The 26,395-nt window shown below is 70.5% G+C and carries 27 protein-coding genes; 11 read left to right on the top strand and 16 right to left on the bottom strand.

Translation table 11 applies throughout. From position 1 onward, the window contains the following. A partial coding sequence (locus tag OO70_RS41465; protein ID WP_043683878.1) for a M14 family zinc carboxypeptidase occupies positions 1-1,929 on the bottom strand: 1,929 nt, incomplete at its 3' end. Between the two features lie 235 nt (positions 1,930-2,164). Between OO70_RS41465 and OO70_RS41460 the strand changes: the two genes are divergently transcribed. Continuing rightward, entirely contained in the window at positions 2,165-3,028 is an 864-nt protein-coding gene (locus OO70_RS41460; RefSeq protein WP_043683876.1) for a hypothetical protein, read from the top strand. A gap of 26 nt (positions 3,029-3,054) precedes the next feature. Next, a complete protein-coding gene (locus OO70_RS41455) occupies positions 3,055-3,846 on the top strand; it encodes an EI24 domain-containing protein (protein ID WP_043683875.1) in 792 nt (263 codons plus the stop codon). On the opposite strand, the gene OO70_RS41450 is transcribed toward OO70_RS41455, so the two are convergent. Then, the gene (locus tag OO70_RS41450) at positions 3,832-5,088 is read right to left on the bottom strand and encodes a pyroglutamyl-peptidase I family protein (RefSeq protein WP_043683874.1); all 1,257 of its coding nucleotides are present in this window, start codon (positions 5,086-5,088) and stop codon (positions 3,832-3,834) included. The two genes, OO70_RS41455 and OO70_RS41450, sit on opposite strands and share 15 nt — an antisense overlap. Positions 5,089-5,163: 75 nt before the next feature. Then, the gene (locus OO70_RS41445; protein ID WP_051742086.1) at positions 5,164-6,132 is read right to left on the bottom strand and encodes a LysR family transcriptional regulator; all 969 of its coding nucleotides are present in this window, start codon (positions 6,130-6,132) and stop codon (positions 5,164-5,166) included. Between the two features lie 49 nt (positions 6,133-6,181). Here OO70_RS41445 and OO70_RS41440 point away from each other — a divergent pair, with 49 nt between their 5' ends. From OO70_RS41440 to OO70_RS41425, 4 genes are all read left to right on the top strand, one after another. Then, positions 6,182-6,571 carry a RidA family protein gene (locus tag OO70_RS41440; RefSeq protein WP_043683873.1) on the top strand — a complete coding sequence of 130 codons (390 nt, stop codon included), beginning with the start codon at positions 6,182-6,184 and terminating at the stop codon, positions 6,569-6,571. A 25-nt stretch (positions 6,572-6,596) separates the two neighbouring features. Then, complete coding sequence (locus OO70_RS41435) at positions 6,597-6,935, top strand: YrdB family protein (RefSeq protein ID WP_043683871.1); 339 nt, start codon at positions 6,597-6,599, stop codon at positions 6,933-6,935. 80 nt (positions 6,936-7,015) lie between these two features. Continuing rightward, complete coding sequence (locus OO70_RS41430) at positions 7,016-7,672, top strand: RNA polymerase sigma factor (protein WP_043683870.1); 657 nt, start codon at positions 7,016-7,018, stop codon at positions 7,670-7,672. Next, a complete protein-coding gene (locus OO70_RS41425; protein ID WP_043683869.1) occupies positions 7,669-8,694 on the top strand; it encodes a CU044_5270 family protein in 1,026 nt (341 codons plus the stop codon). Before OO70_RS41430 ends, OO70_RS41425 begins: the two co-directional genes overlap by 4 nt. A 74-nt stretch (positions 8,695-8,768) precedes the next feature. On the opposite strand, the gene OO70_RS41420 is transcribed toward OO70_RS41425, so the two are convergent. Then, positions 8,769-9,344 carry a TetR/AcrR family transcriptional regulator gene (locus OO70_RS41420; protein ID WP_043683868.1) on the bottom strand — a complete coding sequence of 192 codons (576 nt, stop codon included), beginning with the start codon at positions 9,342-9,344 and terminating at the stop codon, positions 8,769-8,771. 116 nt (positions 9,345-9,460) lie between these two features. Here OO70_RS41420 and OO70_RS41415 point away from each other — a divergent pair, with 116 nt between their 5' ends. Continuing rightward, entirely contained in the window at positions 9,461-11,935 is a 2,475-nt protein-coding gene (locus OO70_RS41415) for a beta-glucosidase (RefSeq protein WP_043683866.1), read from the top strand. Between the two features lie 82 nt (positions 11,936-12,017). Here the strand turns inward: OO70_RS41415 and OO70_RS41410 are convergent, their stop codons facing one another. Together OO70_RS41410 and OO70_RS41405 are read right to left on the bottom strand one after the other, a co-directional pair. After that, complete coding sequence (locus OO70_RS41410) at positions 12,018-12,989, bottom strand: aldose epimerase family protein (RefSeq protein ID WP_043683865.1); 972 nt, start codon at positions 12,987-12,989, stop codon at positions 12,018-12,020. Positions 12,990-12,999: 10 nt separating this feature from the next. Further along, positions 13,000-13,899 carry an SGNH/GDSL hydrolase family protein gene (locus OO70_RS41405; protein ID WP_043683863.1) on the bottom strand — a complete coding sequence of 300 codons (900 nt, stop codon included), beginning with the start codon at positions 13,897-13,899 and terminating at the stop codon, positions 13,000-13,002. 254 nt (positions 13,900-14,153) lie between these two features. On the opposite strand from OO70_RS41405, the gene OO70_RS41400 reads away from it, so the two are divergent. After that, complete coding sequence (locus OO70_RS41400; RefSeq protein ID WP_026178291.1) at positions 14,154-14,648, top strand: DUF3145 domain-containing protein; 495 nt, start codon at positions 14,154-14,156, stop codon at positions 14,646-14,648. A 144-nt stretch (positions 14,649-14,792) separates the two neighbouring features. Here the strand turns inward: OO70_RS41400 and OO70_RS41395 are convergent, their stop codons facing one another. From OO70_RS41395 to fasR, 5 genes are all read right to left on the bottom strand, one after another. After that, positions 14,793-16,064: a beta-ketoacyl-[acyl-carrier-protein] synthase family protein gene (locus tag OO70_RS41395; RefSeq protein WP_043683861.1), complete on the bottom strand. Its 1,272-nt coding sequence runs from the start codon at positions 16,062-16,064 to the stop codon at positions 14,793-14,795. Between the two features lie 83 nt (positions 16,065-16,147). After that, positions 16,148-16,396 (bottom strand): acyl carrier protein, encoded by a 249-nt coding sequence (locus tag OO70_RS41390; RefSeq protein WP_015660680.1) that lies wholly within the window; start codon positions 16,394-16,396, stop codon positions 16,148-16,150. An 83-nt stretch (positions 16,397-16,479) separates the two neighbouring features. Next, a complete protein-coding gene (locus OO70_RS41385; RefSeq protein WP_043683856.1) occupies positions 16,480-17,478 on the bottom strand; it encodes a ketoacyl-ACP synthase III in 999 nt (332 codons plus the stop codon). A gap of 18 nt (positions 17,479-17,496) precedes the next feature. Beyond that, positions 17,497-18,414 carry an ACP S-malonyltransferase gene (locus OO70_RS41380; protein ID WP_043683854.1) on the bottom strand — a complete coding sequence of 306 codons (918 nt, stop codon included), beginning with the start codon at positions 18,412-18,414 and terminating at the stop codon, positions 17,497-17,499. Positions 18,415-18,503: 89 nt separating this feature from the next. Further along, positions 18,504-19,709: a fatty acid biosynthesis transcriptional regulator FasR gene (gene fasR, locus OO70_RS41375; protein ID WP_043683852.1), complete on the bottom strand. Its 1,206-nt coding sequence runs from the start codon at positions 19,707-19,709 to the stop codon at positions 18,504-18,506. A 214-nt stretch (positions 19,710-19,923) separates the two neighbouring features. Between fasR and OO70_RS41370 the strand changes: the two genes are divergently transcribed. Beyond that, positions 19,924-20,574, top strand: coding sequence for a pirin family protein (locus OO70_RS41370; protein WP_106971857.1), 651 nt, complete (start codon positions 19,924-19,926; stop codon positions 20,572-20,574). On the opposite strand, the gene OO70_RS41365 is transcribed toward OO70_RS41370, so the two are convergent. Together OO70_RS41365 and OO70_RS41360 are read right to left on the bottom strand one after the other, a co-directional pair. Next, on the bottom strand, positions 20,571-21,386 hold the full coding sequence (locus OO70_RS41365; protein ID WP_043683850.1) for a serine hydrolase domain-containing protein: 816 nt from the start codon (positions 21,384-21,386) through the stop codon (positions 20,571-20,573). The two genes, OO70_RS41370 and OO70_RS41365, sit on opposite strands and share 4 nt — an antisense overlap. Before the next feature lie 19 nt (positions 21,387-21,405). Then, positions 21,406-21,873, bottom strand: coding sequence for a GNAT family N-acetyltransferase (locus tag OO70_RS41360; protein ID WP_043683848.1), 468 nt, complete (start codon positions 21,871-21,873; stop codon positions 21,406-21,408). 97 nt (positions 21,874-21,970) lie between these two features. Here OO70_RS41360 and OO70_RS41355 point away from each other — a divergent pair, with 97 nt between their 5' ends. Both OO70_RS41355 and OO70_RS41350 read left to right on the top strand, forming a co-directional pair. Further along, positions 21,971-22,432: a MerR family transcriptional regulator gene (locus tag OO70_RS41355; protein ID WP_043683846.1), complete on the top strand. Its 462-nt coding sequence runs from the start codon at positions 21,971-21,973 to the stop codon at positions 22,430-22,432. Beyond that, positions 22,429-23,445: an aldo/keto reductase gene (locus OO70_RS41350; RefSeq protein WP_043683843.1), complete on the top strand. Its 1,017-nt coding sequence runs from the start codon at positions 22,429-22,431 to the stop codon at positions 23,443-23,445. The genes OO70_RS41355 and OO70_RS41350 overlap by 4 nt, the downstream gene beginning before the upstream one ends. A gap of 70 nt (positions 23,446-23,515) precedes the next feature. On the opposite strand, the gene OO70_RS41345 is transcribed toward OO70_RS41350, so the two are convergent. From OO70_RS41345 to OO70_RS41335, 3 genes are all read right to left on the bottom strand, one after another. After that, positions 23,516-24,364 (bottom strand): DUF4429 domain-containing protein, encoded by an 849-nt coding sequence (locus OO70_RS41345; protein ID WP_043683842.1) that lies wholly within the window; start codon positions 24,362-24,364, stop codon positions 23,516-23,518. Between the two features lie 75 nt (positions 24,365-24,439). Beyond that, on the bottom strand, positions 24,440-25,654 hold the full coding sequence (locus tag OO70_RS41340) for an alpha/beta hydrolase (protein ID WP_043683840.1): 1,215 nt from the start codon (positions 25,652-25,654) through the stop codon (positions 24,440-24,442). Positions 25,655-25,737: 83 nt separating this feature from the next. After that, on the bottom strand, positions 25,738-26,373 hold the full coding sequence (locus tag OO70_RS41335; protein WP_043683905.1) for a TetR family transcriptional regulator: 636 nt from the start codon (positions 26,371-26,373) through the stop codon (positions 25,738-25,740). Between the last annotated feature and the right edge of the window lie 22 nt (positions 26,374-26,395).

Raw genomic sequence — 26,395 nt, 5'->3', positions numbered from 1 at the left:
GAGGGGGTAGAGGGGGGTGGTGGGGGTGGGAGTGCCGGTGAGGGGGGTCTCTTCGAAGGCCACGTCGTATGTCCCGGCCGCCTCTGCTGCCTTTGCTCGCGCCGACTCCGGCACGATCGCGCTGCCGTCCGCTGCCCGCCGTACCGGAACCCCTTGCCGGAGAAGGGAGTTCAGGGCCGCGAACTCCGCCGGGTCGGTGAGGCGGAGGCGGAGGTCGCCGTGCGGGGCGATGTATGCGACGGGGGCGGGGGCGGAGATGGCCTGGAGGGGGGTGCCGGGGAAGTCGCCGCCCTTCACAGGCTTGACCGTGGCGCCCCACAGGCGTCCCAGGCTCCAGGCCGAGATGTCGTACATGGCCGTCACCTTGTCGCTGATGTCACGGCCGTCGGCCAACAGGGCGTTCGCCAGGCCGCGTTTGGGCTGGTGCATGTCGACGACGTACGAGCCGTTCGCCGCGCGGAGGACGCTGACATCGTTGGCGAGGAGATGGGCGACGAGGCGGGCACCCGCGGTGTCGGCCGCAATGGTGTAGGCGCGGGGGAATTGGGTTGTGGAGACGTCCTCCGGTCCGATGCCCGGGACCCCCGGGACGGTCCGCGCGGACACGGGTACTTGCTCGGCACCCGCCGCGCCCCGCCGGAACATCTCGATCTGGTCGGCGACGAGCGAAGTGCGGTGCGACTGGGCGAATTTGAGGGTGGCGCGCATGGCCGCGCCGGCTACGGCCACGTTGATCGCGGCGCGGCGGCGGAGTTCGGAGGCGGGGAGGGTGTCGTAGGCGGAGTTGTCGACCGTCAGCGGGATCTCGACGGTGTGGGCGGCGATCGCGCCCTGGAAGGCCGCGTACTGCGGGGCGAAGACCGGGGGCCAGTCGTCCCAGCCCTCCGCCTGGTCGCGGAAGGGGATCTGGGCGGGCTCGACGCCGTCCTTGGCCGGTGTGTACCCGAGGCCGTTGACGGCGGCCTCCATGCCCAGGGCGTTCGCGTAGGTGTTCTTGAGGAAGAGGTCGTACTCGTAGTTCTCGCCGTGCGGGGGAGTGGTCGGCTCGATGAGGGTGCCGTTGACGTAACCGTGCAGGTCGAGCATGACGGCGGGCTGTTTGTCGATCGTGATCGCGCGGATCGCCCGGGTCTCGGGCTGGGACGCGGTGACCAAGTCCCGGTTCAGGTCGAAGCCGTTGGCGTTGGCGCGGGTGCCGGCGATACGGCCGTCCGGGTTCGCCGTGATGTTGAAGTACAGGCGGCTGTGCGCGAGGAGGTCTTCGGTTTTCGGGTCCTTGGCGGTGGCGAGCTGCTCGATGAGGGTGAGGGAGGCGTCGGTGCCCTCCCACTCGTTGCCGTGGATGTTGTTGTCGAAGAACACCGGGGTCTTGTAACTGCTCTTGATCTCGGGGGACTTGGCGGCCGTGGCGGGCGCGTTCTCGATGAGGTCGCGCATCCGTTCCTGGTCGGAGGCCTGGCCGGCCGTCTCCGGGGCGGTGACCGTGACGAGGTAGAGCCGGTGCCCGCCGGCCGAGACGCCCGCGACCTCGACACTCACGCGATCGCCCAGCCGCTGGAGGGAGTTCAGGCGCGGGGCGAGGGCGTGGTACGGGGTCAGGCCGAGCTTGAGGGACTTGTCGGCGGTGTTCGTCGGGTCGGGGGAGAGGAGTTGGCGGCGCGGGTAGGCGAGGTGGGGATCGGTGTGCGGCTCGGTGGCCGTGAGGGCGCGGTGGGCGGCGACGGCGGGGGCGAGGGCGGCCCGCCGGTCGGGTGCGGAGCCCTCGCGGACGGCGGGACGGGGGTCGGGCGGGGAGCCCCGGCGGGGGACGGGGCGGACCGTGGCGTCCGCGGTGCGGGGCTGGAGCAGGAGCGAACCGGCGGCGGTGGTCAGGGCGACGGCGGTGATCAGAACGGGTCTCGGGGGGACGACTCTGGCAATGGTGCGCACGCGTACCTCCTCTTTGGTTCCAGAGATCGGTACGGCGAGCCGCACCTGTTCGACTCAACGGTGAACAAGAAGGTGTTGGTGTCGTCGATGCCCCGGATGGCGCATTCGCGGGGCCGGGGAGCGGGCATGCTGAGCACAGGTACCGGGCAGCGGGTGCGGTCGGCCGTGCATAGTCGTGCACGGTCGTGGATGTCCGCGTACGGCCGCGTACGTCCGCGCACGGCGAGGAGTTCCCATGGCAACGATTCCTTCGCTCCCCAGCAGGGACGAGATGCTGCGCATGGCACGCAGCACCACCGACATCACCGGCCAACTCCTGGACACGGCCGGGAACATCACCAGGATCGCGATCAACACCCTTGATCCACGGGACGGTTCGGGCGCGGAGGCGCTACGGGTGCTGCGCGAGACCACCGCCGAACTGGCCGAGGCGAGCGCGTCGCCGCAGGCCCAGGAGGCGTTCTACCGCATCGTCGACACCCTGACCCGACTCGGCACGACCGGCGCCCCGCTGGCCGTGCACCCCGTGAGCGCACCGGCGCAGGCGCTCCTCACGGTCCTCGGCGACAGCCTGCTGCCGGTCTTGGACGCGGTGGAACCGGCGGTCGAGGAATTCACCACGGCACTGGGCGACTTGATCGAGGCGGCCTCCCCGCTCCTGCCCGCTGCGGCGGGCGTCGCAGCGGGCGTACTGCTCGCCCTCACCCCGCTGATCCGCGCGCTGGCCGACACCCTCGCCGACGCGTCCCCCGAACTCCGTCGCATCGCCGAGGCGTTGACGGCCGCACTGGCCCCACTCCTGCCACTCCAGGTGGCCCTCGCACAACGCACGGCGACCGCGGGCGTGAACGTCCTCCGCGCCACCCTCCCGCCCCTCGCCGACCTCACGGAAGCCGCGGCGGCGACCACGAAGGCGGCGCGGCCGATGCTGATCGCCGGGGAGGAGTTGTTCGTCTCGACCCTGGAACAGATCCAGCCAGTACTCCTCGCGGCGGCCTTCCGGGCGGGACGGGTGGCCCGGGCGACCGCGGTACGGGTGACGGCGGCGGTGTCGCCGGCGGCGGATCAAGGAGTCGTGGTGGCGGTGTCGACCGCATAGCGCTGACGCTGAGTAAAGTTCACCCCATGCATGATCTTGGCACGGGATTCGGTTATCTCCTGAAGGGCCATCGCTGGATGGCCCGGCACGGACGGCACTACGGATTCGGCCTGATCCCAGGGCTGATCACGCTGGTCCTGTACGTGGCGGCCCTGGTCGCGCTGGCGCTCTGGGGCGAGGACTTCGTCAGCTGGGCGACACCCTTCGCGGACGACTGGTCGAGCCCGTGGCAGGGCCTGTTCCGCGGCTTCCTCACGGCGGTCCTCTTCGTACTCGCCCTGCTGCTCTCGGTGTTGACCTTCACCGCGGTCACCCTCCTCATAGGGCAGCCCTTCTACGAGACCCTCTCCGAGAAGGTCGACCGGGACGTCTCCCCGGACGGCACGGCACCGGAATCGGGCCTCCCCCTCTGGCGCGAACTGTGGATCTCGGCCCGCGACAGCCTCCGCATCCTGGTCCGCGCACTGCTCTGGGGCGTCCTCCTCTTCGCCCTCGGCTTCGTCCCGTTCATCGGCCAGACGGTGATCCCGGTGATCGGCTTCTTCGTCACGGGCTTCTTCCTGACCGAGGAGCTGACGGCGGTCGCCCTCCAACGCCGAGGCATCGACCTCCGCGCCCGCCTCACCCTCCTCCGCTCCCGCAAAGCCCTCATCTGGGGCTTCGGCACCCCCCTCGGCATCTCCTTCCTCGTCCCGTTCGTCGCGGTGTTCCTGATGCCGGGCGCGGTGGCCGGGGCGACGATGATGGCGCGGGAACTGCTGGGGGAGGAGACCGAGGGGGACGACACGCAAGCCGGACCGGAGTCAGTGGACCAGTGAAGAGTCCATCGCCACCGTCACCATCGCCCTCACCTGCGCGATGATGTCCACCCGGTTCCGCACGAACTCCGGATCGGTGATCGTCCCGGTCGCCGGATCGGTGTTCCCGGTCCCGAACTGCAGCACAGGCGTGTGGATATGCCCACCCGGCAGCGAGTCGTGCAACCCGAGCCGGTCGCGTAGCAGAGTCGCCCGGTAGGCGATCTCGTTGGAGAGATAGTTGCCACCGCCTCCGGCACGTGCCGCGGACCCGGCCGTCGGCCCGTCCGGCCGCACGACGGGATCGGTCCCGCCCGCCGGTATCTCGGTCACCTCGGTGTGGTCGTAGACGGGGAAACGCCCGGTGTTCGCGGCCACAATCGCCTTGTACGGCAGGGTCGTCGACGTCCACTGGGGCTGCGAGGCAGGATCGGTGACAGGGACCGTCTCCGTCCGCGACACGTTCTCGTTGTCCGGATACCCGCCCCGCCAGGCCCCGTTGGTCCGCTCGACGTCGAACCGGCCCACCCGCCCCTGGCTCACCGTCGTGAACAGATCCACCTTCGGCAGATACGGCCGCAGCGCCCGCTCCACCGTCCCCTCCGCGAAGTCCGCCCACCGCACCGGGAACATGGCCGTCTCGATCCGCGCCGGCCCGTCCGCGGTCTGGATCACCGTGCCGTCGAGAGCGAGCGCGATCGCCCCCGACGGATTGGAGATCCGGATGTCCCGGTCCAGCGTGAACGGATCGAACCCGGTCACCAGAATCCGCTTCAGCCCCTTCTCGTGCGGATACCGGATACTGCTCTGCCCGCGCGAGGTCATCTCCAACTCGGACAGCAGCGCCGCCCGTTGACCGTCGGTGACCCCGAACTCGGGCTCCCAGACCCGCACTTCCCGAGTCATCCCCAACCGGGCCCAGTACAAGGGCCGGTCATCGTCCCGACTGAGATCCCCACCCGCAGGCCCGCGCCCCTGCGCCCGGTCAACTGCCCGCCGCCACAGGGCGGTTCCTTCGCGTACGACGATGCGGCGGGCCTGCGCGTAGCTGTGCGCCCGTTCGAGCGCGTGGGTGAACTCCGGGGCCACGGTGTCGAATCCGGAGTGTTCGAGGATCTCCTGGGGGACCGCCTTGTCGAGCCGTTGCTCCTCGACGGTCGGGGCGAGCGCGGTGTCGGCCGCCGCCGCGCCGGTGCCGGGTGCGGAGAAACCGGCCAGCAGGGCCAGTCCGAGGACGCTCGTTCTCACGCGTATGCCATTCAAGGTGGTGGACGCCTTCCGTCGCAGTGGGGTGCGGTGCGGTGCCGGACGGCCGCAGTATTACGTGACGGGAGTGGTCTACGCCACGGGTGCGCCGGACGAGCCGATCCGTCTCGCCTCCTCCGCCAACACCCCGAGGAAGGCCTCCGTCGCCGCCGACAGCGACCGCCCCCGCACCGTCGCCGCGTACACCGCCCGCGCCGGCGCCCCCTCGTCCAGCACCGTCAGCAGCGCGATGTCCGCGCGCACGGAGTCCGCGGCGAGCGCCGGGACCAGGGCGACGCCGAGGCCGGCGGCGACGTAACCCTGCTTGGCGGTCCACTCGCCGACGACGTGGGCCACACGGGGTCGGAAGCCCTGGCGCAGGGCCGCGTCGAGGAGGGTGCCTTCGGGGTGGGGGCTGCCGGATATCCAGTCGGCGTCGGCGAGTTGGGCGAGGCGGATCGGTCTCTGCCCCGCGAGGGGGTGACCGGTCGGCACGGCGACGTACAGCGACTCGTCGAGGAGGTGGCGGAGTTCGTACGCGTCGAGCGGCGCCCGTCCCGTCGTGGAGACGATCGCCAGGTCGAGGTGCCCGGAGGCCAGCCGCTCCAGGAGACGCGGTGTGAGGCCCTCCTCACGGGACAGGTGTACGCCCGGGTGCCGGTCCCGGAAGGCGGCGAGGGCGCGGGGCACCAGCGCCGAGTCGGCGGTGGGGAACGCCCCGAACCGCACCCGCCCACCGGCCCCTTCACGCAGCGCCGCCAACTCCCGCCCGGCCCCGTGCAGAGCCTCGGCGACGGCCTCGGCATGCGGCACGAGCACCCGCCCGGCCTCCGTGAGCGCTACGCCCCTCGGCAACCGGTCGAACAACGGCGCCCCGCCGAGCGCACCCTCCAGCGAGGAGATCTGCCGCGACACCGCCGACTGCGTCCACCCCAACGCCCGCGCGGCCACCGTGAACGACCCGTGCCGGGCGACCTCCAGGAACACCCGCAGCCAGACAGTCGAGAGGTCGGGGACGGCGTCACGCGCTGAACTGCCATGCGGGGTAGGCATGTCAGCCATGCTAGACATTCGCTTGTCGCACCGCGGGGCCGGACCTAGCGTCGACGCCATGCGCATCACCCTGGACAGCCCCGCCTCCGCACCCCAGCCCCTGAGCCCCTACTACTCCCAGGTCGCCCGCGTCGAACACGCCGACGGAAGCGCTCTGTTGTACCTCTCCGGCCAGATCGCGGAGGGCGCCACCCTCGCCGAGCAGAGCCGAGGCGTCTTCGAGACCATCGCCGCTCTCCTCGAGGCACACGGCGCGACCCTCGCGGACGTCATCAACATCCGCACCTACCTGACCGACATCACCGAGCTCGCGGAATACGGCGCCGTACGAAGGGAGTTCCTCACCGGGACCCCGCCCACCAGCATGACCTTCGAGGTGTCGCGGCTGTTCCGGGCGGAGGCGCTGATCGAGGTCGAAGTCGTGGCCGCCGTCCCCGCGACGGAGTGATCGCCTCCGGGTGATACTTCCGCCCATGAAGACAGCGAAGGCAGCGAACCTGGGCGTCCTCTTCGCCATTGAGCTGGGCGCCCTCGTCGCCGTCGGCTACTGGGGGTTCACGCGGGACATCGCGACCCCGCTGACCTGGCTGCTCGGGCTCGGCGCGCCCGTCGTGCTCGCAGTGGTGTGGGGGCTGTGCGGTTCGCCGAAGGCCAAGTACAAGGTGCGTGGCGCCGGCCGGGTCGCGTTCGAGGTGGTGTGGTTCGGGGCCGGTGCCGTCGCGCTGGGTCTGGCCGGGGCCTACGACTGGGCTCTCGTGTTCGCCCTCGTGTGTGTGGCGAGCAAGACGCTCGCCGTCATCTGGCGGCAGTAGCAGGCTGGTTCGGGTGCGGGGACGGTCGTGGTGTGACCCGGATCACCGCAGCGCCGCCCGCGCAGAGGACAGAGAGGTGTGTGGAGAACTCACTGCGCGCCCGCGTCCGGGCCGGGGACCCGGACGCCTTCAGGCACCTCTTCGACGAGCACGCTTCCGTGGTCCACCGGCACGCCGTCCGGATGACCGGCAACTGGGTCGTCGCCGACGACATCGTGTCGCTGACCTTCCTGGAGGCGTGGCGGCTGCGCGAGCGTGTGCTTCCCGGTGACGACAGCCTGCGCCCATGGCTGCTCGGGATCGCGACGAACGTCACCCGCAACACCGCCCGGGCGGCACGAAGACACCAGGCCGCGCTCAGCAGGATCCCGCCCCCCGACCCCGTGCCGGACTTCGCCGACGAGGTGACCCAACGCCTGGCCGACACCGAGGAACTGGCCGCCGCGCAGCGGGCGTTGAGCGCGATGCGTCGCGGGGAGCGCGAGGTGTTCACGCTCTGCGTGTGGGAGGGCCTGGACGCCGCCACGGCGGCCGAGGCCCTGGGCGTCGCCGTCGGCACCGTACGGTCCCGGCTCTCGCGCGCGAGGAAACGCCTGCGCAAGCTCACCGAGCGCGAACTCGGGCTCCCACCCGACAGCCGCACGGAGAAACGCGAAGTGCAACGCCCGGCCGCGGTCGGACAGTCACCGGGTAGCCGCCATCAGGCGGCTCGGTCCACGCAGGAGAAGAAGCGATGAACACTGACCCGCGACGACGCGATCAGCCGGCCGACCACCAGGATCTGGCCGAGTTGCTGCCCGCGCCGGGCCGTCCGGTGCTCGCTCAGGACCGCCACCGCGTACTGAGGGAACACCTGATGGCACACATCACCCATGAGCACGAGACCACCGGCGAGCAGGCCGGTGCGACTACGACTCCGCCTCCGTCCCCAGCGCGCCGACGCCTCGTTCTCGTCGCCGCGCCACTCGCCCTCGCCGCCGTTGTGGGCCTGGGCGTGGTCGCGGTCGACAGCGCGCACGACGGCACGAGCGGTTCGGCCGCCGCAGGAGTCGCCGCCGACCGTCAGAAGGCCACGCGGTTGCTGGACCGGATCGCCCTGGCGGCCGCCTCCCGCCCGGCGGTCACGGCACGGGATGACCAGTACATCTACACCAAGTCCCAAGGATCGGCCGCCGAGTTGGGCGTCGACTTCAACAGCGCCGAAGAACTCGCCAAGCACAAGGGGCTCTTCACGCCGAAGCCGTACAACGGGGCCGTCCAGCAGGAGCAATGGGACTCGGTGGACGGCAAGCGGGACGGTCTGCGGAAGGGCGTCGCGCTGGCCGACCCCTCCAAGAAGATGACCATGGGCATGGAGGGAGCCGGATATCTGACCTTCCGGCAGCTCCAGGCACTGCCCACCGACCCCGACGCGCTGCTGAAGAAGCTCTCCGGCGACGCCAAGGGCGTAAAACCCGCCCGCCGCACGGAAGTTGTCGTCGAGAACCTCGGTGCCATCGTCGACGACGCCACCCTGCTGCCCGACCTCAGCGCCGCGATCTACCACGCCATGGCCGAACTCCCGGGCGTACGCGTCGTGGACCACGTCAAGGACGCCGCCGGGCGCGAGGGCGTCGGCCTCACGTTCAAGGGCGCCCCGAAGGGCTACGCCTGGGTCTTCGACCCGGCCGACCTCGTCTACCTCGGCACAACCGACGCCGCCCTCATGGGAGTCGGCGTCACGGACACGACGGGAGAGGTGCCGGCCGACGCATCCTGAGTGAGCCGGGCCGGTCAAGGGCGTCCGCTCCGGCGGGCGTCCTTGACGCACGTCATGTCATGGCCGCCGGAGCTTCACGCCTCGCCCAGCAGCGCCAGGAAGTCCCGGAACGCCCCCGGCATGTCCACCGACTCCGGGTCCAACAGCCACTGGTACTGCAGACCGTCCATCACCGCGACCAGCAGCGGAGCCGTGCGCTCGGGGGTGAGTCCGTTCGGCAGCCGGTCGCCGTACTCGGCACGCAGCACCCCCGCCATGCTCGCCCGCACCCGCACATACCGCTCGGTGAAGTAGTCCCGCGCCGGATGCCCCTCCGTGACGCTCTCGCCGAGCAGCGCGGAGAAGGTCTGGATGATCGCGGGCCGCATCGCGTTGTACTCGACCAGCGAGGCGAGCAGGTCGACCCGCCAACGGCTGTCCGGTACGGCGTCCCACTGGTCCCGTTCCTCAAGGACCGCGACGAGCAGCGCGTCCTTGGTCGGGAAGTAGTGCAGCAGCCCCTGCTGGGTCAGCCCGACCCGCTCCGCCACCGCCGCCAGGCTCGCACCCCGGTAGCCGCGCTCGGCGATCACCTCCAGAGCCGCCCGCACGATCTCGGCGCGCCGCTCTCCACTTTTGGCCCTGGCGTTCATGGCGTCACCGTACGACATCCATTCACCATAAATATAACGGCAACATTACGAAACCTACCGCTCTACAGGTAATCGATGCACGATGGAGGCACAGGGCACAGCGCACGGGACGGACTCAACGAGGAGGCACCGCGGTGGCGGGAACCCAAGAAGCCCATGAGACGCATGAAACCCATGACGCAGTCGTCGAGGCGGCCCTCGGCAAGCTCGACCTCGACGCCAAGGCACGGCTGCTCGCCGGTCAGGACATGTGGTCGCTGCCCGCCCTTCCGGAGATCGGCCTGACGTCCCTCGTGATGTCCGACGGCCCGATCGGCGTCCGGGGCGTGCGCTGGACCGCCGACGACCCGTCCGTCGCGCTGCCGTCCCCGACCGCCCTGGCCGCCGCCTGGGACCCCGAACTCGCCCGCCGCGCAGGCGTGTTGCTCGCCCAGGAGGCCCGCCGCAAGGGCGTCCACGTCCTCCTCGCGCCCACGGTCAACCTCCACCGCTCCCCGCTCGGCGGGCGGCACTTCGAGGCCTACAGCGAGGACCCCTACCTCACCGGACGGATCGGCACCGGATATGTGACCGGCGTGCAGGAGGGCGGCGTCGGCACCACCGTCAAGCACTTCGTCGCCAACGACGCCGAGACCGACCGCTTCACCGTCGACAACCTGATCTCCCAACGCGCCCTGCGCGAGCTGTACTTGGCCCCCTTCGAGCACATCGTCGAGAACGCCCACCCCTGGGGCATCATGACCGCCTACAACACGGTCAACGGCACGACGATGACCGAGCACCGCTATCTGGTGAACGAGATCCTGCGCGGCGAATGGGGCTTCGACGGCTTCAACGTCTCCGACTGGACCGCCGCCCGCTCCACCACCGGCGCCATCGAGGGCGGCCTCGACGTCGCCATGCCCGGCCCGCAGACCGTCCACGGCCCGGCCCTCGCCCAGGCCGTGCGCGACGGCGAGGTCGAGGAGACCACCGTCGACACCGCCGTGCGGAACGTGCTGCGGCTCGCCGCCCGCGTAGGCATCCTGGAGGGCGCCGAACCCGTTGTCGCGGAGGCCCAACTCCCGGCCCCCGTCGACGGCGAGGCCCTCGCCCGAGAGATCGCCCGCCGTTCCTTCGTCCTCGTCCGCAACGAGAACACCGCCCTCCCGCTGAAGCCGAACACCACCGTCGCGCTCCTCGGCGCCGCCGCCCGCGACGCCCGCGTCCTCGGCGGCGGCTCCGCCACCGTCTTCCCGGCCCGGACCGTCTCCCCGCTCGACGGCCTCACCGCCGCCCTCCCCGAAGGCGCCCTGACCTACGCCGTCGGCGCCGACCCGAACACCGAACTCGCCGCCGCCGACAAGGGGTTCGCGCTGCGCGCGATCTGCCGGGACACCGAGGGCGTCGTCATCGGCACCGCCTCCGCGCCCAACGGGCAGATCCAGTGGATGGGTTCGGACCTCCCCGAGGGCGTCACCCACGACACCCTCCACACCGTCGAACTCACCGGCACCTTCACCCCGCGCGACACCGGGCAACACACCTTCGGCATCAAGGGAGTCGGCGCCTTCACCCTCAGCGTCGACGGCACGACGTACTACGACGACGTCCAACGCCCGCTCAAGGGCGACCCGTTCATCTCCTTCTTCGGCGCCCCCGAACCCCGCGCCCGCGTCGAACTCACCGCCGGCACCCCGGTCGAGGTGTCCCTGACCTACGTCGTCGCCCGCCCCAAGGACCTCCCGCTCAAGGCGATCGGCTTCACGCTCGTCCACCAGGAACCGCAGCGCGACCCCGACGAACTCATCGCCGAGGCCGTAGCGGCGGCCCGCGCCGCCGACACCGCCGTCGTCGTGGTCGCCACCACCGAGCGGGTCGAGTCCGAGGGCTACGACCGCAAGGACCTCCGACTCCCCGGCCGCCAGGACGACTTGGTGCACGCCGTCGCCGCCGCCAACCCGAACACCGTCGTGATCGTCAACTCCGGCTCCCCGGTCGAACTGCCCTGGCGCGACGAGGTCGCCGCGATCCTGCTCGGCTGGTTCCCCGGCCAGGAGGGCGGCGCGGCCCTCGCCGACGTCCTCACCGGCACCCACGAACCCGGCGGCCGACTCCCCACCACCTGGGGCTCCCTGACCGACGCCCCGGTCACCCAGGTCGTCCCCGAGAACGGCGAACTCCCGTACACCGAGGGCGTGTTCATCGGCTACCGCGCCTGGGAGAGGGCGGGCCGCACCCCGTCGTACGCCTTCGGCCACGGCCTCGGCTACACCGACTGGACCTACGACGCGATCGAGGCGGAGAGCACGACGGACAGCGCGACGGACAGTACGTCCGTCACCGTCCGCGTCACCAACTCCGGTGCCCGGCACGGCCGCGAGGTCGTCCAGGTCTATCTCGCCCCGGCCGACGCCGACCCGGAGCGTCCGGCCCGCTGGCTGGCCGGTTTCGCCGGTGTCGAGGCCGGTCCCGGCGACAGCGTCGACGTGATCGTCGAACTTCCGCGCCGGGCTTTCGAGATCTGGGATGAGACGGCGAATGCGTGGGCAGTTGTAAAGGGTTCGTACGAGATCCAGGCGGGCCGCTCGATCACGGACCGCAGGGTCGCCACGACGATTAACGTCTGATCCGGGACTCGTCTCCCCACAGACAGCCCCGGTCCGGGACCTGACCCCTGGACCGGGGCTCATTCATGCCGAGCCACTGCGATCAGCGGGCCGAGAAGCCGTACACCGTCTCCGACCGGTAGGTCTCGCCCGGGCGCAGCTGGGTGCTCGGGAAGTCCGGGCGGTTGGGGGAGTCCGGGAAGTGCTGGGTCTCCAGGGCGATTCCGGCCCCCGGGACGAACGGGTCGCTCAAGTAGTCGCCGGTGTACAGCTGGATGCCGGGCTCGGTCGTCGCCACCGTCAATACCCGCCCGGACGCCGGGTCGTACAGCTCGGCGATCTCGACCGGGGCCGGGGTCAGGCCCTTGTCGAGCACGAAGTTGTGGTCGTAGCCGGAGCCGACCTTCCGCGCCTCACGGAAGTCGAAGCGCGTGCCCGCCACCTCGTCGAGGGCGCCGGTCGGGATCAGGTCCGCGTCGACAGGCGTGAACCGCGAGGCGGCGAGCCGGAGTTCGTGTCCGCCCGCGCTGCCGGACCCGCTCAGGTCGAAGTAGCTGTGGTTCGTGAGGTTCACGACGGTCGGGGCATCCGTCGTCGCCTCGTAGCCGAACCGCAGTGCCCCCGACTCGTCCAGCGTGTACGTCGCCGAGACCTCCAGGCGCCCCGGGAAGCCCTCCTCGCCGTGCGCGCTGACCCGGCTGAGCCGCAGCCCGTGCTCGACCGGCTCGACGTCCCAGACACGCTTGTCGAAGCCGCGCTCGCCGCCGTGCAGGGAGTTGGGCGCGTTGTTCTGCGCGAGGGAGTAGGTCACGCCGTCCAGCGGGAAACGGCCGCCCGCGATCCGGTTCGCGTACCGCCCGACCAGAGCGCCGAGATACGGCCCCGGGTGGGTGAGGTAGCCGTCCAGATCCGCGAACCCGAGCACCACGTCCGCCGCGTGGCCCTCCCGGTCCGGCACCTCCACCGACTGCACGATCCCGCCGTACGACAGCACCCGCACCCGGACGCCCGCCCGCTCCAGAGTCCAGCGGTGCACGGGCGGGCCGTCGGGAAGGGTGCCGAAAAGTTCGCTCATGAGGGAAACCCTAGGTCACGGGTGTACGCGCGGTGACGTGACGGTAGGCGATCTCGGCGAGCCGCGCCTGGCCGTCCGTGCTCGGGTGGAACCAGTCCCAGTGGCTCAACTGGTCCGTGCCGAAGCGGTAGTCGTAGACCGCGCCCCCGTCGAAACGGCACCGCTCGTCCGTCGCGCACACCTGCTCCAGGACCTTGTTGTACGCCTCCACCCGGTCCTGCACCGTGTCCCGCCGCTCGGTCGCCGCCGAGTCCAGGGCGTCCGCGTCGGCCAGCATCGAGGGGCAGATGCCCAGCTTCCACACCGCCTTGCCCATCGGGTTCGTCCGCCCCTGCGACCAGAGCCGCTTGAGATTCGGCACGCTCGCGACGTAGACCTGCGTCTTCGGCAGCGCCCGCCGCAGGGTCCTGAGCGAGTCCTCGAACTCGGCGCGGAAGTCGGCCACGGAGGTCATCGCCGAGGTCGAGGCCCGGCAGGCGTCATTGGCCCCCACCATCACCGTGACCAACTGAGGCTTGCGCGTTGCCGCCTGACTGATCTGCGCGGGCAGGTCGGCCATCCGGGCCCCGGTCTCCGCGTAGTTCCAACTGCGCTCGGCCGCGCCCGTCGTCCCCAGCAGCCGTACGGCGAGACTGTCGACCGAGGCCTCGGTGCCGGTCGCCCAGGACACCTCCGGGCAGTCCGACAGGACCGTACAGGCGTCGAAGCCGCGGGTGATGGAGTCGCCGACCGCCGCGACGGACGACGGACTGCGGTCCCACACCGGAGCGGGCTTCGCCTTGGCCGCCGTACCGCTCTTGCTGTGCGCGCCCGTGGAGTCGCCCCCGCCGGAGTCGCAGCCGGCGGCCCCCAGGACGGTCGCCGCCACGACGGCGAGCACGGCCCGGGAACGGTGGCGTCGGTTTCGCATGCCCTGGTCCAGCTCCTCGGAGTCGTGTCACATCTCAACCCATAACAACGCACGGGAGTTCCCGCACGCGCGCGATGCAACGGCACACCCCCGTACAAGCGTCCCCCTGGGTGAATGGTGGGGTTTCCTGGCAGCGGGACGGACGGTACGTCACACTCCTCGCGCCGCCGCACGGTAGCCTCGCCCTCAACGTGGCTGCCCTGCCGCCGCCGTTTGCCAGTCAGCAAGATGCCCCGCTCTGTCCGGAGGTCCCGGTGACGACACGTGGAGTTCTGTACGTGCACTCCGCGCCGCGCGCGCTGTGCCCGCACGTCGAGTGGGCCGTCGCCGGGGTGCTCGGCACACGCGTCAGCCTCGACTGGATCCGCCAGCCCGCCGCCCCCGGAACCTGGCGCTCCGAATTCTCCTGGCAGGCAGAGGCAGGCACGGCGTCCAAGCTCGCCTCCGCCCTGCGCGGCTGGCACCTCCTCCGCTTCGAGGTCACCGCCGAGCCCTGCCCCACCGCCGAGGGCGAGCGCTACAGCTGCACCCCCGACCTCGGCATCTTCCACGCCGTCACTGGCATCCACGGCGACATCCTGATCCCGGAGGACCGCCTCCGCGCGGCCCTGACCCGCTCCCAACAGGGCGAAACCAACCTGGAAGCAGACATCGCCAAACTCCTGGGCAAGCCCTGGGACGACGAGCTCGAGCCATTCAGATACGCGGGCGAGGGCGCACCCGTGCGCTGGCTCCACCAGGTGGTCTAGAAACACCGGTCAGGGGCGCTTTTTTAGGGGCGCGGGGAACTGCGCGCCCAGCCCCCACCGGCCGTGAGACGAAAAACGACGTGTGGCCCGCCCCAAAACCCAGGGGGCGGGCCACACACCGTTCACGGCAAACTACGGCGATCCTCAGACCGTCCGGAACGCCAACACCACGTTGTGCCCACCAAACCCGAACGAGTCGTTCAGCGCAGCAATACGCCCCTCGACAGGCAGCTTCCGAGCCTCCCCGCGAACAACATCCGCGTTGGCCTCAGCCTCAGGGTCAAGGTTCTCGACATTGATGGTCGGCGGCGCGATCCGGTTGTACAGCGCGAGCACGGTCGCCACCGACTCGACACCACCCGCACCACCCAACAGGTGACCGGTCATCGACTTGGTCGCAGAGACCGCCATGTGGTCGGCGTCGTCACCGAACACCTTGCGCAACGCCTTCAGTTCGGCGACGTCACCGGCCGGCGTAGACGTCGCGTGCGCGTTCACATGAACGATCTCCGCCGCGTCAAGATCCGTGTTGTCCATCAGGTTCTGCAGGGCGTGGGAGATGCCACGCCCCTCCGGCTCAGGCTGCACGATGTCGTGGCCGTCGGCGGAGATGCCCTGCCCGACCGCCTCGGCGTACACGCGGGCACCGCGCTTCGCGGCGTGCTCGGCGGACTCCAGGACGAGAACGCCCGCGCCCTCGCCGAGGACGAAGCCGTCGCGGGCGGTGTCGTAGGGACGCGAGGCGCCCTGCGGGTCGTCGTTGTTCTTGGACATCGCCATCATGTTGCCGAACGCGGCGATGGGGAGAGGGTGGATGGCCGCTTCCGTGCCACCCGCGACGACGACGTCGGCGCGGCCGGTGCGGATCATCTCGATGGCGTAGCCGATGGCCTCGGCGCCGGAGGCGCAGGCGGAGACCGGCGTGTGCACACCCGCGCGGGCGCCCACGAGCAGACCCACGTTGGCGGACGGGCCGTTCGGCATCAGCATGGGGACGGTGTGCGGGGAGACGCGGCGGACGCCCTTCTCCTTCAGCACGTCGTACTGGTCGAGCAGGGTCGTCACACCGCCGATGCCGGAGGCGATGACGGTGCCGAGCCGGTCGGGGTCGACGGCGGGGTCCTCACCGGCCTTGTCGGTGAAACCGGCGTCCGCCCAGGCCTCCTTGGCCGCGATCAGCGCGAACTGCGCCGAGCGGTCCAGGCGGCGGGCCTGCGGACGCGGGATGACCTCGGAGGGGTCCACGGCGGCCGGCGCGGCGATACGGACCGCCTGCTCGGCGGCCCACTCCTGCTCCAGGGGCTTGACGCCGGAACGTCCGGCGACCATCCCCTCCCAGGTCGAGGCTGCGTCGCCACCCAGCGGTGTGGTTGCGCCGATACCGGTGACGACCACGGTGCGATTGGTCGGGCTCACGGGAATTCTCTCTCCAACGGTACGAGGATTAAGCGGCGCCACCGCCGGGTGGCGGGGCCATGCAGCTGGGCCTAAGTGGTGGCTCAGGCCTGGTGCTTGAGGATGTAGTCGGTCGCGTCGCCGACCGTCTTGAGGTTCTTGACGTCCTCGTCGGGGATCTTGACGTCGAAGCGCTCTTCGGCGGCGACGACGACCTCGACCATGGACAGCGAGTCGACGTCCAGGTCGTCGGTGAAGGACTTGTCCAGCTGGACGTCCTCAACCGGGATGCCGGCGATCTCGTTCACGATGTCGGCGAGACCGGCGACGATCTCTTCCTGAGTGGCGGCCATGTCAGGCGCTCCTTCTTTGTGATCCAGAGGGTGTGGCAGTGCTTCTCCGACACCGGATCCGATGATGATCCGGCACGGAGTGCCTAGGGGAGGGTAACGACCGTCGCGGCGTACACGAGACCCGCCCCGAAGCCGATGACGAGCGCGGTGTCGCCGCTCTTCGCCTCGCCGGTCGCCAGAAGCCGCTCCATAGCGAGCGGAATCGAGGCGGCCGAGGTGTTGCCGGTGGTGCGTACGTCACGCGCGACCGTGACGTGCTCCGGCAGTTTCAGCGTCTTCACCATCGAGTCGATGATCCGCTCGTTGGCCTGGTGGGGAATGAAGACATCCAGGTCGTTCGCGGTGATTCCGGCCGCGTCCAGCGCCTGCTGGGCGACCTTCGCCATCTCGAACACGGCCCAGCGGAACACCGCCTGGCCCTCCTGCGTGATCGCAGGGAACTTGCCCGTGCTGTCGTACTCGGTCCACGGCACGGTCTGCTTGATGGTGTCGGACTTGTCGCCCTCCGAGCCCCACACGGTCGGGCCGATGTGCGGCTCCTTCGAGGGGCCCACGACGACCGCGCCCGCGCCGTCACCGAACAGGAAGGCCGTCGCGCGGTCCTCCAGGTCGGTCAGGTCGGACAGCCGCTCCACGCCGATGACGAGGACGTACTCGGCGCTGCCCTCGACGACCATGCCCTTGGCGAGGGTCAGGCCGTAGCCGAAGCCGGCGCAGCCCGCCGAGATGTCGAACGCGGCGGCCTTGTTGGTGCCGAGCTTGTCGGCGATCTCCGTCGCCACGGCCGGGGTCTGCTTGAAGTGCGAGACCGTGGAGACGATCACGCCGCCGATCTGCTCGGCGGAGATCCCCGCGTCCGCGATCGCCTTGCCGGACGCCTCGATGGACATCGCGGCGACGGTCTCCTCGTCGTTCGCCCAGTGCCGGGTCTCGATGCCCGAGCGCGAGCGGATCCACTCGTCGGACGAGTCGATCGTCTCCAGGATCACCTCGTTCGGGACGACACGGACCGGACGGTAACCGCCCACACCGAGGATGCGCGCGTAGGGTGCGCCCTTGCTCGGCTTGATCTTCGTCGACATGTTCCTACGGCTCCTTCTTCAGGCGTTGGCGTGCTCTGCGATGAGCTCGCGGGCCGCGTCGAGGTCGTCCGGGGTCTTCAGGGCCAGCGTCTTGACGCCGGGCAGGGCGCGCTTGGCGAGGCCGGTCAGGGTGCCGCCGGGGCACACCTCCAGGAGCGCGGTGACGCCGAGCTCCTTGAAGGTCTCCATGCACAGGTCCCAGCGGACCGGGTTGGCTACCTGGCCGACCAGCCGCTCCAGCACCTCGGCACCGGTGACGACGGCCTGCCCGTCCTTGTTCGAGACGTACGTGATCCTAGGGTCGGCGGGCGTCAGCTCCTGCGCGGCCTTGGCCAGCGTGTCGACCGCCGGGGCCATGTGCCGCGTGTGGAACGCGCCGGCCACCTTCAGCGCCACGACCCGGCGCACGCCCTCGGGCTTGTCGGCCTCCAGGGCGGCGAGCTGCTCCAGCGTGCCGGCGGCCACGATCTGGCCCGCGCCGTTCACGTTCGCCGGGGTCAGACCGAGCTTCTCCAGGTGCGCGACCGTCGTGTCCGGGTCACCGCCGAGCAGCGCCGACATCCCGGTCCGCGTGATCGCGGCGGCCTCGGCCATCGCCAGACCGCGCTTGCGTACGAGGGTCAGGGCGGCCGTGTCGTCCAGGACGCCCGCGAGGACGGCGGCCGTGATCTCGCCGACGCTGTGACCGGCGACCGCGCCCGGCGAGATGTCACCGAGTGCCGCGGTTGAGACCAGTCCGGCGGCGACGAGCAGCGGCTGGGCGACGGCGGTGTCACGGATCTCGTCCGCGTCGGCGTCCGTGCCGTAGTGCACCAGATCGAGGTCGACGGCGGCCGAGAGGGCACGCAGACGGTCCTCGACACCGGGGAGGTCGAGCCAGGGGGTCAGGAAGCCGGGCGTCTGGGCGCCCTGGCCGGGAGCGACGAGTACGAGCACTCTCACACTCTCTCTTGGGGACGGGCACGGCCGCCCGTGGGGACAGGGACGAAGAACGGGAAGGGGTTTTGTGGGGCCCCGACAAAAGGCTAGTTCTGGGGATCTCCATCGGCCAGACGCCCCAGGATCAGCGCGATCCGCAGCGTGAACGCGGAACGTACATCGGACGGCGACCAGCCGGTGACGTCAGTCACACGTCGAAGCCGGTAGCGCACGGTGTTGGGATGCACGAACAGCATCCGTGCCGCACCTTCGAGGCTACTCGCCTGCTCCAGATAGACACTGAGCGTCTCCAGGAGCGCGGACCCGGCCTCCTCCAGCGGTCTGTAGATCTCCTCCACCAACTGGTCCCGCGCGCCCGGGTCACCGGCCATCGCGCGTTCCGGAAGCAGGTCGTCCGCCAGTACCGGGCGCGGGGCGTCCTGCCAGGCGGAGCACGCCTTGAGCCCGGCGGCGGCGGCCTGCGCGGACCGGGTGGCGGCCAGCAGATCCGGCACGATCGGCCCGGCCACGACGGGGCCGGCCGCATAAGGCCCGATCAGCGACTTGGCGACGGCCAGCGGATTGTCGCTCCCGCCCGCGATGACGACGAGCCGGTCGCCGAGCACCCCGGTCAGCACCTGGAGCTTGGCGTGCCGGGCGGCCCGCCGGATCGCCTCGACGGTCAGTTCACTGTCACCGTCGGGGGCGGTACCGAGCACCACGCAGACATGCTCGGGCGAGTTCCACCCGAGGGCCGCGGCCCTGCTGACCGCCCCCTCGTCGGCCTCACCACTGAGCACGGCGTTCACGACGAGCGATTCGAGCCGGGCGTCCCACGCGCCCCGCGCCTCCGCGGCCTGCGCGTACACCTGGGCGGTCGCGAAGGCGATCTCACGGGCGTACACGAGCAGCGCCTCACGCAGCACGGACTCGTCACCGGGCGCGGCCACCTCGTCGATGGCGGACTCCATGACCTCGATGGTCGTCCGCACCATCTCCACGGTCTGCCGGAGGGTGATAGCCCTGGTCAGCTCACGAGGAGCGGTCCCGAACACATCGGTCGAGATGGCCTGCGGGGCGTCGGGATGCCGGAACCACTCCGTGAACGCGGCGATACCGGCCTGCGCGACCAGCCCGATCCAGGAACGGTTCTCCGGTGGCATCGCCCGGTACCACGGCAGCGTCTCGTCCATGCGCGCGATGGCCTGGGCGGCAAGACTCCCGGACGACTGCTCCAGCCGCTTCAGAGTCGCCGGGTGCGAGTGGGCACGGGGCAGGGGGGCTGAGGGTCTGGTGGTTTCGGGTTCGGGCACGGCACAAGACTGCCCTATCCGGGCAGGGGTGTGCGGTGCGGGTGTCTGGGCCGGGGTTTCGGTCGCCGTCCCCGGGGGCTCCGCCCCCAGACCCCCATTTCCCACCCACCTGTCCGAATCGGTGGGCTCAGAGGTGGGCCACGGGCAGACTCGGCGGACCGAGAGGTGCACCAGCGCTCGACCCGGTGTCCGCAGGGCTACCGTTGTGGGCGTGATGGACGTACGGCGCTCCGCCGAGCGCTACCCCGGAGGGGACCCCGAAGCCGGTATCGAGTCCTGGCACGCCTTCTCCTTCGGCCCGCACTACGACCCCGACAACCTCCGGTTCGGCGCGGTCATCGCCTGCAACGAGGAGCAACTCGCCCCCGGCGCCGGTTTCGGCGAACACCCGCACAGCCACACGGAGATCATCACCTGGGTCGTGGAGGGGGAGTTGAGCCACCGCGACTCCACCGGCCACCTCACCCACGTCCGCCCCGGTGACGTCCAGCGCCTCAGCTCGGCGGCCGGCGTACGGCACGTCGAGCGCAACGACACCGACTCGCCCCTGACCTTCGTGCAGATGTGGCTCGCCCCGCTGGAGCCCGGCGGCGAACCGTCGTACGAGATCGTCCACGGCATCGCGGACTCCACGCCGTACGCGGTGCCGGAGGCCGGCGCGATGCTGCACGTGCGGCGGCTCACCGCGGGCGAACGGACGGCCGTACCGGACGCGGTGCATGTGTATGTGCATGTGGTGCGCGGTGAAGTGCGCCTGGGCGGGGAGAAGTTGGGGCCGGGGGACGCGGCGCGGATCACGGACGCGCGGGACCTGGCGGTGGAGGCGGTGACCGGGGCCGAGTTGCTGATGTGGGAGATGCTCTAGAGCTCCGCGAGTACCGCGTCCGTGAACGGCGGCCACGCCTCCACCGCCCACTCCCCGAACGCCCGGTCCGTCAGCGCCACGCACCCCACCCCCGCGACCGGGTCGATCCACAGGAACGTACCGGACTGCCCGAAGTGGCCGAACGTGCGCGGGGAGGACGAACTGCCCGTCCAGTGGGGGGACTTGGAGTCGCGGATCTCAAAGCCGAGGCCCCAGTCGTTGGGGTTCTGGTGGCCGTAGCCCGGCAGGACGCCCTTGGTGCCGGGGTACTGGACCGTCATCGCCTCGGCGACCGTGCGGGGGTCGAGGAGGCGGGGGGCCTGGAGTTCGGCCGCGAAGCGGAGCAGGTCGTCGACCGTCGAGACGCCGTCCTTCGCCGGAGAGCCGCTCAGGGAGGTCGAGTTCATGCCGAGGGGGTCGAGGACCGCCTGGTGCAGGTACTCCGGGAACGGGATCTCCGTCGCCTTCGCGAGGTGGTCGCCGAGTTGCTCGAAGCCCGCGTTCGAGTACAGGCGGCGCTGTCCGGGCGGAGCCGTCACGCGGTGTTCGTCGAACGCCAACCCCGAGGTGTGGGCGAGGAGATGGCGGACCGTGGAGCCGGGCGGGCCCGCCGGTTCGTCCAGTTCGATCGCGCCCTCCTCGTACGCGACGAGGGCCGCGTACGCCGTGAGCGGCTTGGTGACCGAGGCGAGCGGGAAGCGGTGGCCGGTCGGGCCGTGGGTGCCGAGGACGGTTCCGTCGGCTCGTACGACACCTGCCGACGCGGTCGGCACCGGCCAGTTCTCGATCAGCGCGAGGCTCTGCAAGGACATGCCGTCGAGCCTAAGTGGTTCAGAGCGTCAGCCCCATCATGGGGTCGGGCTTGCGGGTGAAGCCGAGGGCGGCGTAGAGCGGCTCGGCGTCGGGGGAGGCGGTGAGGAGGACCTGGCCGGCGTCGCGCTCGCGGAACCACTGGAGCAGCTCTTCCATGCACGCGCGCGCGTACCCCCGGCGCCGTGCGTCCGGGTCCGTGGCCACGCTGAAGACGAACCCGACCCTGCCATGCGGGTTCTCCGCCTTCCCGATCCGGTAGTCGACTGTCCCGACCACCAGCGCCGCCAGCGTCCCCGGCCGCTCCGGATGGTCGACGACGAAGGCCCCGAAGTCGTCGTCCGCGTCGAGCCGGTCCCGTAGCGTCGGCAGGGACGCGGCGTGCCAGTCCGCGGAGAAGTCCGAACCCGGCAACGCGTCGATCATCACCTGGCGCAGTCGCAGCAGTTCGGCGGCGTCATCGGGAGTTGCCCGTCGTACGAGACTCATGACCCGCACGCTATCCAGCGCGCCCCGGCCCCGTCCTGCCGATTTCTTACCGGTTCCGCTTGCTTCGAGTGCACTCCAAGGCCATAGCGTGGTGGTCATGACGGTGATGGAGACCACGGGTACCAGGACCGACAGCTGCGCGGGCCCGCCGCAGGCCGAGCGGCGTCCGGACGGCGCGGACAGCTACACCATCAGCGAGGTCGTCGCCTTCACCGGCCTGACGGCACACACCCTGCGCTGGTACGAGCGCATCGGGCTGATGCCGCACATCGACCGCTCGCACACCGGCCAGCGCCGCTACAGCAACCGCGACCTCGACTGGCTCGACCTCGTCGGCAAGCTCCGCCTGACCGGCATGCCGGTCGCCGACATGGTCCGCTACGCCGAGTTGGTGCGCGAGGGCGACCACACCTACGGCGACCGTTTCGAACTCCTGGAGGCGACCCGACGGGACGTCCTGGCCAGGATCGCCGAACTGCACGACACCCTCGCCGTGCTCGACCGGAAGATCGCCTTCTACGGCGACGCCCACGCATTCGAGAAGGAGAAAGCCGGATGACCGACAGCACGATCCCGACGGACCGCCTGGGCACCGACGGCCCCGAGGTCGGCGTACAGGGGCTCGGCTGCATGGGCATGAGCTTCGCCTACGGCCCCGCGGACGCGAAGGCGTCGCGGGCCACCCTGGACCGGGCGCTGGAGCTCGGCGTGACCTTCTACGACACGGCGGACGTGTACGGCGTGGGGGAGAACGAGCGGTTCCTGTCGCCGTTCTTCAAGGCGCACCGCGACGAGGTCGTCATCGCCACCAAGTTCGCCATGTCCGTCCCGCCCGGCGAGCCCACCCGGCGCGTCATCCGCAACGACCGCCCGTACATCCGCCAGGCGGTCGAGGCGAGCCTCGAGCGACTCGACATCGACGTCATCGACCTCTACTACATGCACCGCCGTGACCCGGCCGTCCCCATCGAGGACACCGTCGGCGCGATGGCGGAGCTGGTCCGCGAGGGCAAGGTCAAGCACCTCGGGCTCAGCGAGGTCACCGGCGCGGAGCTGCGCGCCGCACACGCCGTGCACCCGATCACCGCCGTGCAGTCGGAGTGGTCGCTCTTCAGCCGTGACGTCGAGATCAGCCTGGTGGGCGCGGCCGTCGACCTGGGCGTGGCGGTCGTCCCGTACTCACCGCTGGGCCGAGGCTTCCTCACCGGCTCCTTCACCAACGCCGAACAGGACCTGACCGAGGGCGACTTCCGCCGCAACCAGCCCCGCTTCACCGGCGAGAACGCGGCCGCCAACGCCACACTCCTGGACCCGATCCGCACGGTGGCCGAAGCCCACGGCGCCTCCCTGGGCCAGATCGCCCTCGCCTGGGTCCAACAACGCGCCCAGGTCCACGGCCTCCCGGTGATCCCCATCCCAGGCACCACAAAGCCCACCCGAGTGGAGGAGAACACAGCGGCGACCCGCATCATCCTGACGGATGACGAGCTGACCCTCCTGGAGCCGATCGCGGGGAAGGTTGCGGGCGACCGCTACCCGGACATGACCTTCGCGTCGACGAGCCGGGAGTAGTAACTCCGTGGACTGCAGCGCCCCGTCAGGGGCGCGGGGAACTGCGCGAGCAACCCCCACCGGCCCGCAGTCAAAGCTCTGCCAGCAGCTCCGCTTTCTTCACGGCAAACTCGTCATCCGTCACCAACCCCGCCTGATGCAACTCCCCGAGGTGACGAATCCGCTCAGCAATATCCGCAGGGTCGCGCCGAGCAGCCGGAATCACAGCAGAGGGACGGGCCGAGCGAACCGCAGAAAGCACCGCCGCCGCGAACGGCAACGACTCATGGACCGGCCCGTACCCCAACCCGAACACCACAGCCGCGGGATCCTGATCAACAGGCAACGGCGGCGCAGCCCCCCGCAACAGCCGTAGATGCCCCTCAAAAACCTCGGGCGACCGCCACTCGACCCCGTTCAGGCCGGCGACCGGAAAGCTCTGGTCGCCGGCCTTCCACTTCGCGGACGACGCTCCCGTCCAGAACCACCGGAAGGACACCGTCTTCCCGTCGAAGGTCGCCTTCCCGTCGTACGCCTTGAACCGCAACGGCACCTCGGGCGCGGAAACCAGAAACCGCTCGGCAGGCCCATCGGCCCGCTTCAGCTGCGCACGCAACTCGTCGGCGTAGTACTCGGCGAGGGTCTCGCGCTCGGCGGGAAGCACCAGGCGATAGGGGTCGCAGGCTTCCTTCAGCTGACCGGCGGCGGCCTCCATCAGGGGGTCGGCCCCCGCCCGGGGTTCCGCGCGGAGCACGACCGTGCCGCGCTTGCCGGGGGCGAGCGTCACCGTCTCGATCGCCTCGAAGGGGATCCGGCGTTCGCCGAGCGCCTGGAACAGCTTGGGTGTTCGTATGCCCCGTTCGTAGCGGATGAGCACAGAGTCGGACTCGAACTCCCAGGCGGCATGAAATCCGGCCAGTACGTCACCCATGCGGCTCATCGTAGGCGGCACACGCTCCTCCGTCCCATCCCCGCGCAGACCGCACTTCCTGCTGTTTCTACGCGCGTCCGGCTCCTAGGTGCCGGACAGACCCTCCCGGCAGGTGTCGCCCTCGTGCGCGCATGTCACCGAGCGGTACGCGCCAACCCCGATGTCGGCGAAGTTGGTGAGGCTGTCCGTGCCCGTTACGAAATACCCGGTGTGGCCCTCGGCGTCCTTCGCGGACAGAACCCGCGCGCCGAACGCGTTCGACACCGGGTCCTCGCCGTGGCCGAGGCCGCCGACCTCCATGTACGGCACGTCCTGGATCCAGTCGTCGGCGTCCCGCATCGCCCATACCCGGGCAGTGGTGTGCAGGTGGGAGGCCTTCGAGGTCCGCATACCGGGGCTGCCGGCCACCGCTATGTCGGTCACCCGCGACGGCAGCGCGTGCGCGGCGACCCCGCACACCACCGAGCCGTAGCTGTGGCAGAACAGGGCGACCTGAGAGCGGCCGGGCAGCGCCCGCAGGAGCGCGTTCAGTCGTACGGCGCCGGCCTCGGCGCGCCCCGCGGTCGCGGAGTCGATGCCCAGGCCGCCGGGCGCGGTGTAGTCGGCCCAGGCGATGACGGCCGTCCGCGTGCTGGTGGTGTCCGTCGCGGACTTCGCCGTGTTCTCGGCCGCGTACAGGTTCTGGGCCATGCCGACCGGCGCCGAGTAGTTCTTGTTCGTCTTCTGGAAGGTCAGCAGGTCGGTGTCGACACCGGGGACGATGATCGACACGCGCTGCGCGGTGTCCAGGTCGCCGAAGACCTCGGCGATGCGGCCCGAGCCCTCGGGGTCGAAGGACAGGATGTGGCGGTCCCCGCTCATCAGCGCCTCGAAGCGGTGCATGAGACGGCCCGCCTCCTGCTTGCCGTAGGGCGTCAGGCGGCTGTCGTGCATGCGCTTCTTCTCGACCTTGCGGGCCTGGTCGAGGGCGATGTGGTTGGCGCGGTAGCGCAGCGAGACCGGGGCGCCGTTCATGTTGCCGACCGCGAGGGGATAGCGGTGCGCGAGGCGCGTGCGCTGCTGCGCGGTGAGCGAGGCGAAGAAACGGGCGAGCCGGCCGGCGGAGGTGTCCGCGTCGGGCAGCTCGCGCCCGTCTATATGGCCGTGCTCCCATGCGGACAAGGAGGCCTGGAGCGCCGTTTTCCCCGGGTGGCTGCGGACCGCCGTCCAGCCGGTGGTCGCCAGCATCACGAACACCACGGCCAGCGCGAGCAGTGCGCGCCAGGCGTTCAGCGTGGGGGAGGAGTCGAAGGAAGTCACTGGGAGGACACACTAGGAGAACAAGAGGGTCTCGCGTTAACCGAGTGACGGGGATCACGTTTCAGCGGTACGTGATGAGGAACTCAGTACGACTGACTCGCGCGCCAGTTCCCGGCGAGCGCCGGTCCGACCCCGTCCAGGTGGGCGGCCGTCAGCTCCCGCATCGCCTCGATGCTGAGGTCGTCCCCCGCGATCCACATCCGCTCCACCACCCGCATCACTCCGCCGAACACGGCCACGACCAGCCGCGGCCGATGATCCGTGTCCACGTCGAGCCCCTCACGCCCGGCGACGATCCGCGCCAGCTCCTCCTCCAGCTCCATCGAGCGTCGCAGATGCGCGGCGAGCAGCGCGGGCGTCGACTCGATCACCCGGTAGGTGCGCATGTGCAGCTCCAGCGGTACGACCTGCTGGATCGCCTCGTTGATGGTGTCCCAGCTCTCCAGCACGGCCCGGCGCAGCGCCTCCAGCGGGGCCTCGTGCGGCGGGCGGGCGCGGACGGCCTCGACGAAGTGGGTCTCCGTGAGCCGGGGCACGAAGAACGCGGCCTCCTCCTTGCTCGCGAAGTAACGGAAGAAGGTGCGCTGCGAGACGTCGACGACCTCGGCGATCTCGTCGACCGTGGTCTGTTCATAGCCCTTGGTCGTGAACAGCTCCAGGGCGGCGTGCAGCAGCGCGTCCCGCGTACGGGCCTTCTTGCGCTCGCGCAACGTCTCCATGCTGTTCTCCTCGTGATTGTTG

Source organism: Streptomyces xylophagus, from assembly GCF_000716435.1.
GTDB classification, from domain to species: Bacteria; Actinomycetota; Actinomycetes; order Streptomycetales; family Streptomycetaceae; genus Streptomyces; species Streptomyces xylophagus.
This window is presented reverse-complemented; position numbering and strand designations above follow the sequence as displayed.

Excerpts from the sequence above, each read along its gene's own strand:
- OO70_RS41460 (WP_043683876.1), top strand. The coding sequence starts at position 2,165 with ATGGCAACGATTCCTTCGCTCCCCAGCAGGGACGAGATGCTGCGCATG.
- OO70_RS41455 (WP_043683875.1), top strand. The coding sequence starts at position 3,055 with ATGCATGATCTTGGCACGGGATTCGGTTATCTCCTGAAGGGCCATCGC.
- OO70_RS41445 (WP_051742086.1), bottom strand. The coding sequence starts at position 6,132 with ATGGCTGACATGCCTACCCCGCATGGCAGTTCAGCGCGTGACGCCGTC.
- OO70_RS41440 (WP_043683873.1), top strand. The coding sequence starts at position 6,182 with ATGCGCATCACCCTGGACAGCCCCGCCTCCGCACCCCAGCCCCTGAGC.
- OO70_RS41435 (WP_043683871.1), top strand. The coding sequence starts at position 6,597 with ATGAAGACAGCGAAGGCAGCGAACCTGGGCGTCCTCTTCGCCATTGAG.
- OO70_RS41425 (WP_043683869.1), top strand. The coding sequence starts at position 7,669 with ATGAACACTGACCCGCGACGACGCGATCAGCCGGCCGACCACCAGGAT.
- OO70_RS41420 (WP_043683868.1), bottom strand. The coding sequence starts at position 9,344 with ATGTCGTACGGTGACGCCATGAACGCCAGGGCCAAAAGTGGAGAGCGG.
- OO70_RS41410 (WP_043683865.1), bottom strand. The coding sequence starts at position 12,989 with ATGAGCGAACTTTTCGGCACCCTTCCCGACGGCCCGCCCGTGCACCGC.
- OO70_RS41405 (WP_043683863.1), bottom strand. The coding sequence starts at position 13,899 with ATGCGAAACCGACGCCACCGTTCCCGGGCCGTGCTCGCCGTCGTGGCG.
- OO70_RS41390 (WP_015660680.1), bottom strand. The coding sequence starts at position 16,396 with ATGGCCGCCACTCAGGAAGAGATCGTCGCCGGTCTCGCCGACATCGTG.
- OO70_RS41385 (WP_043683856.1), bottom strand. The coding sequence starts at position 17,478 with ATGTCGACGAAGATCAAGCCGAGCAAGGGCGCACCCTACGCGCGCATC.
- OO70_RS41370 (WP_106971857.1), top strand. The coding sequence starts at position 19,924 with ATGGACGTACGGCGCTCCGCCGAGCGCTACCCCGGAGGGGACCCCGAA.
- OO70_RS41365 (WP_043683850.1), bottom strand. The coding sequence starts at position 21,386 with ATGTCCTTGCAGAGCCTCGCGCTGATCGAGAACTGGCCGGTGCCGACC.
- OO70_RS41360 (WP_043683848.1), bottom strand. The coding sequence starts at position 21,873 with ATGAGTCTCGTACGACGGGCAACTCCCGATGACGCCGCCGAACTGCTG.
- OO70_RS41355 (WP_043683846.1), top strand. The coding sequence starts at position 21,971 with ATGACGGTGATGGAGACCACGGGTACCAGGACCGACAGCTGCGCGGGC.
- OO70_RS41350 (WP_043683843.1), top strand. The coding sequence starts at position 22,429 with ATGACCGACAGCACGATCCCGACGGACCGCCTGGGCACCGACGGCCCC.
- OO70_RS41345 (WP_043683842.1), bottom strand. The coding sequence starts at position 24,364 with ATGAGCCGCATGGGTGACGTACTGGCCGGATTTCATGCCGCCTGGGAG.
- OO70_RS41335 (WP_043683905.1), bottom strand. The coding sequence starts at position 26,373 with ATGGAGACGTTGCGCGAGCGCAAGAAGGCCCGTACGCGGGACGCGCTG.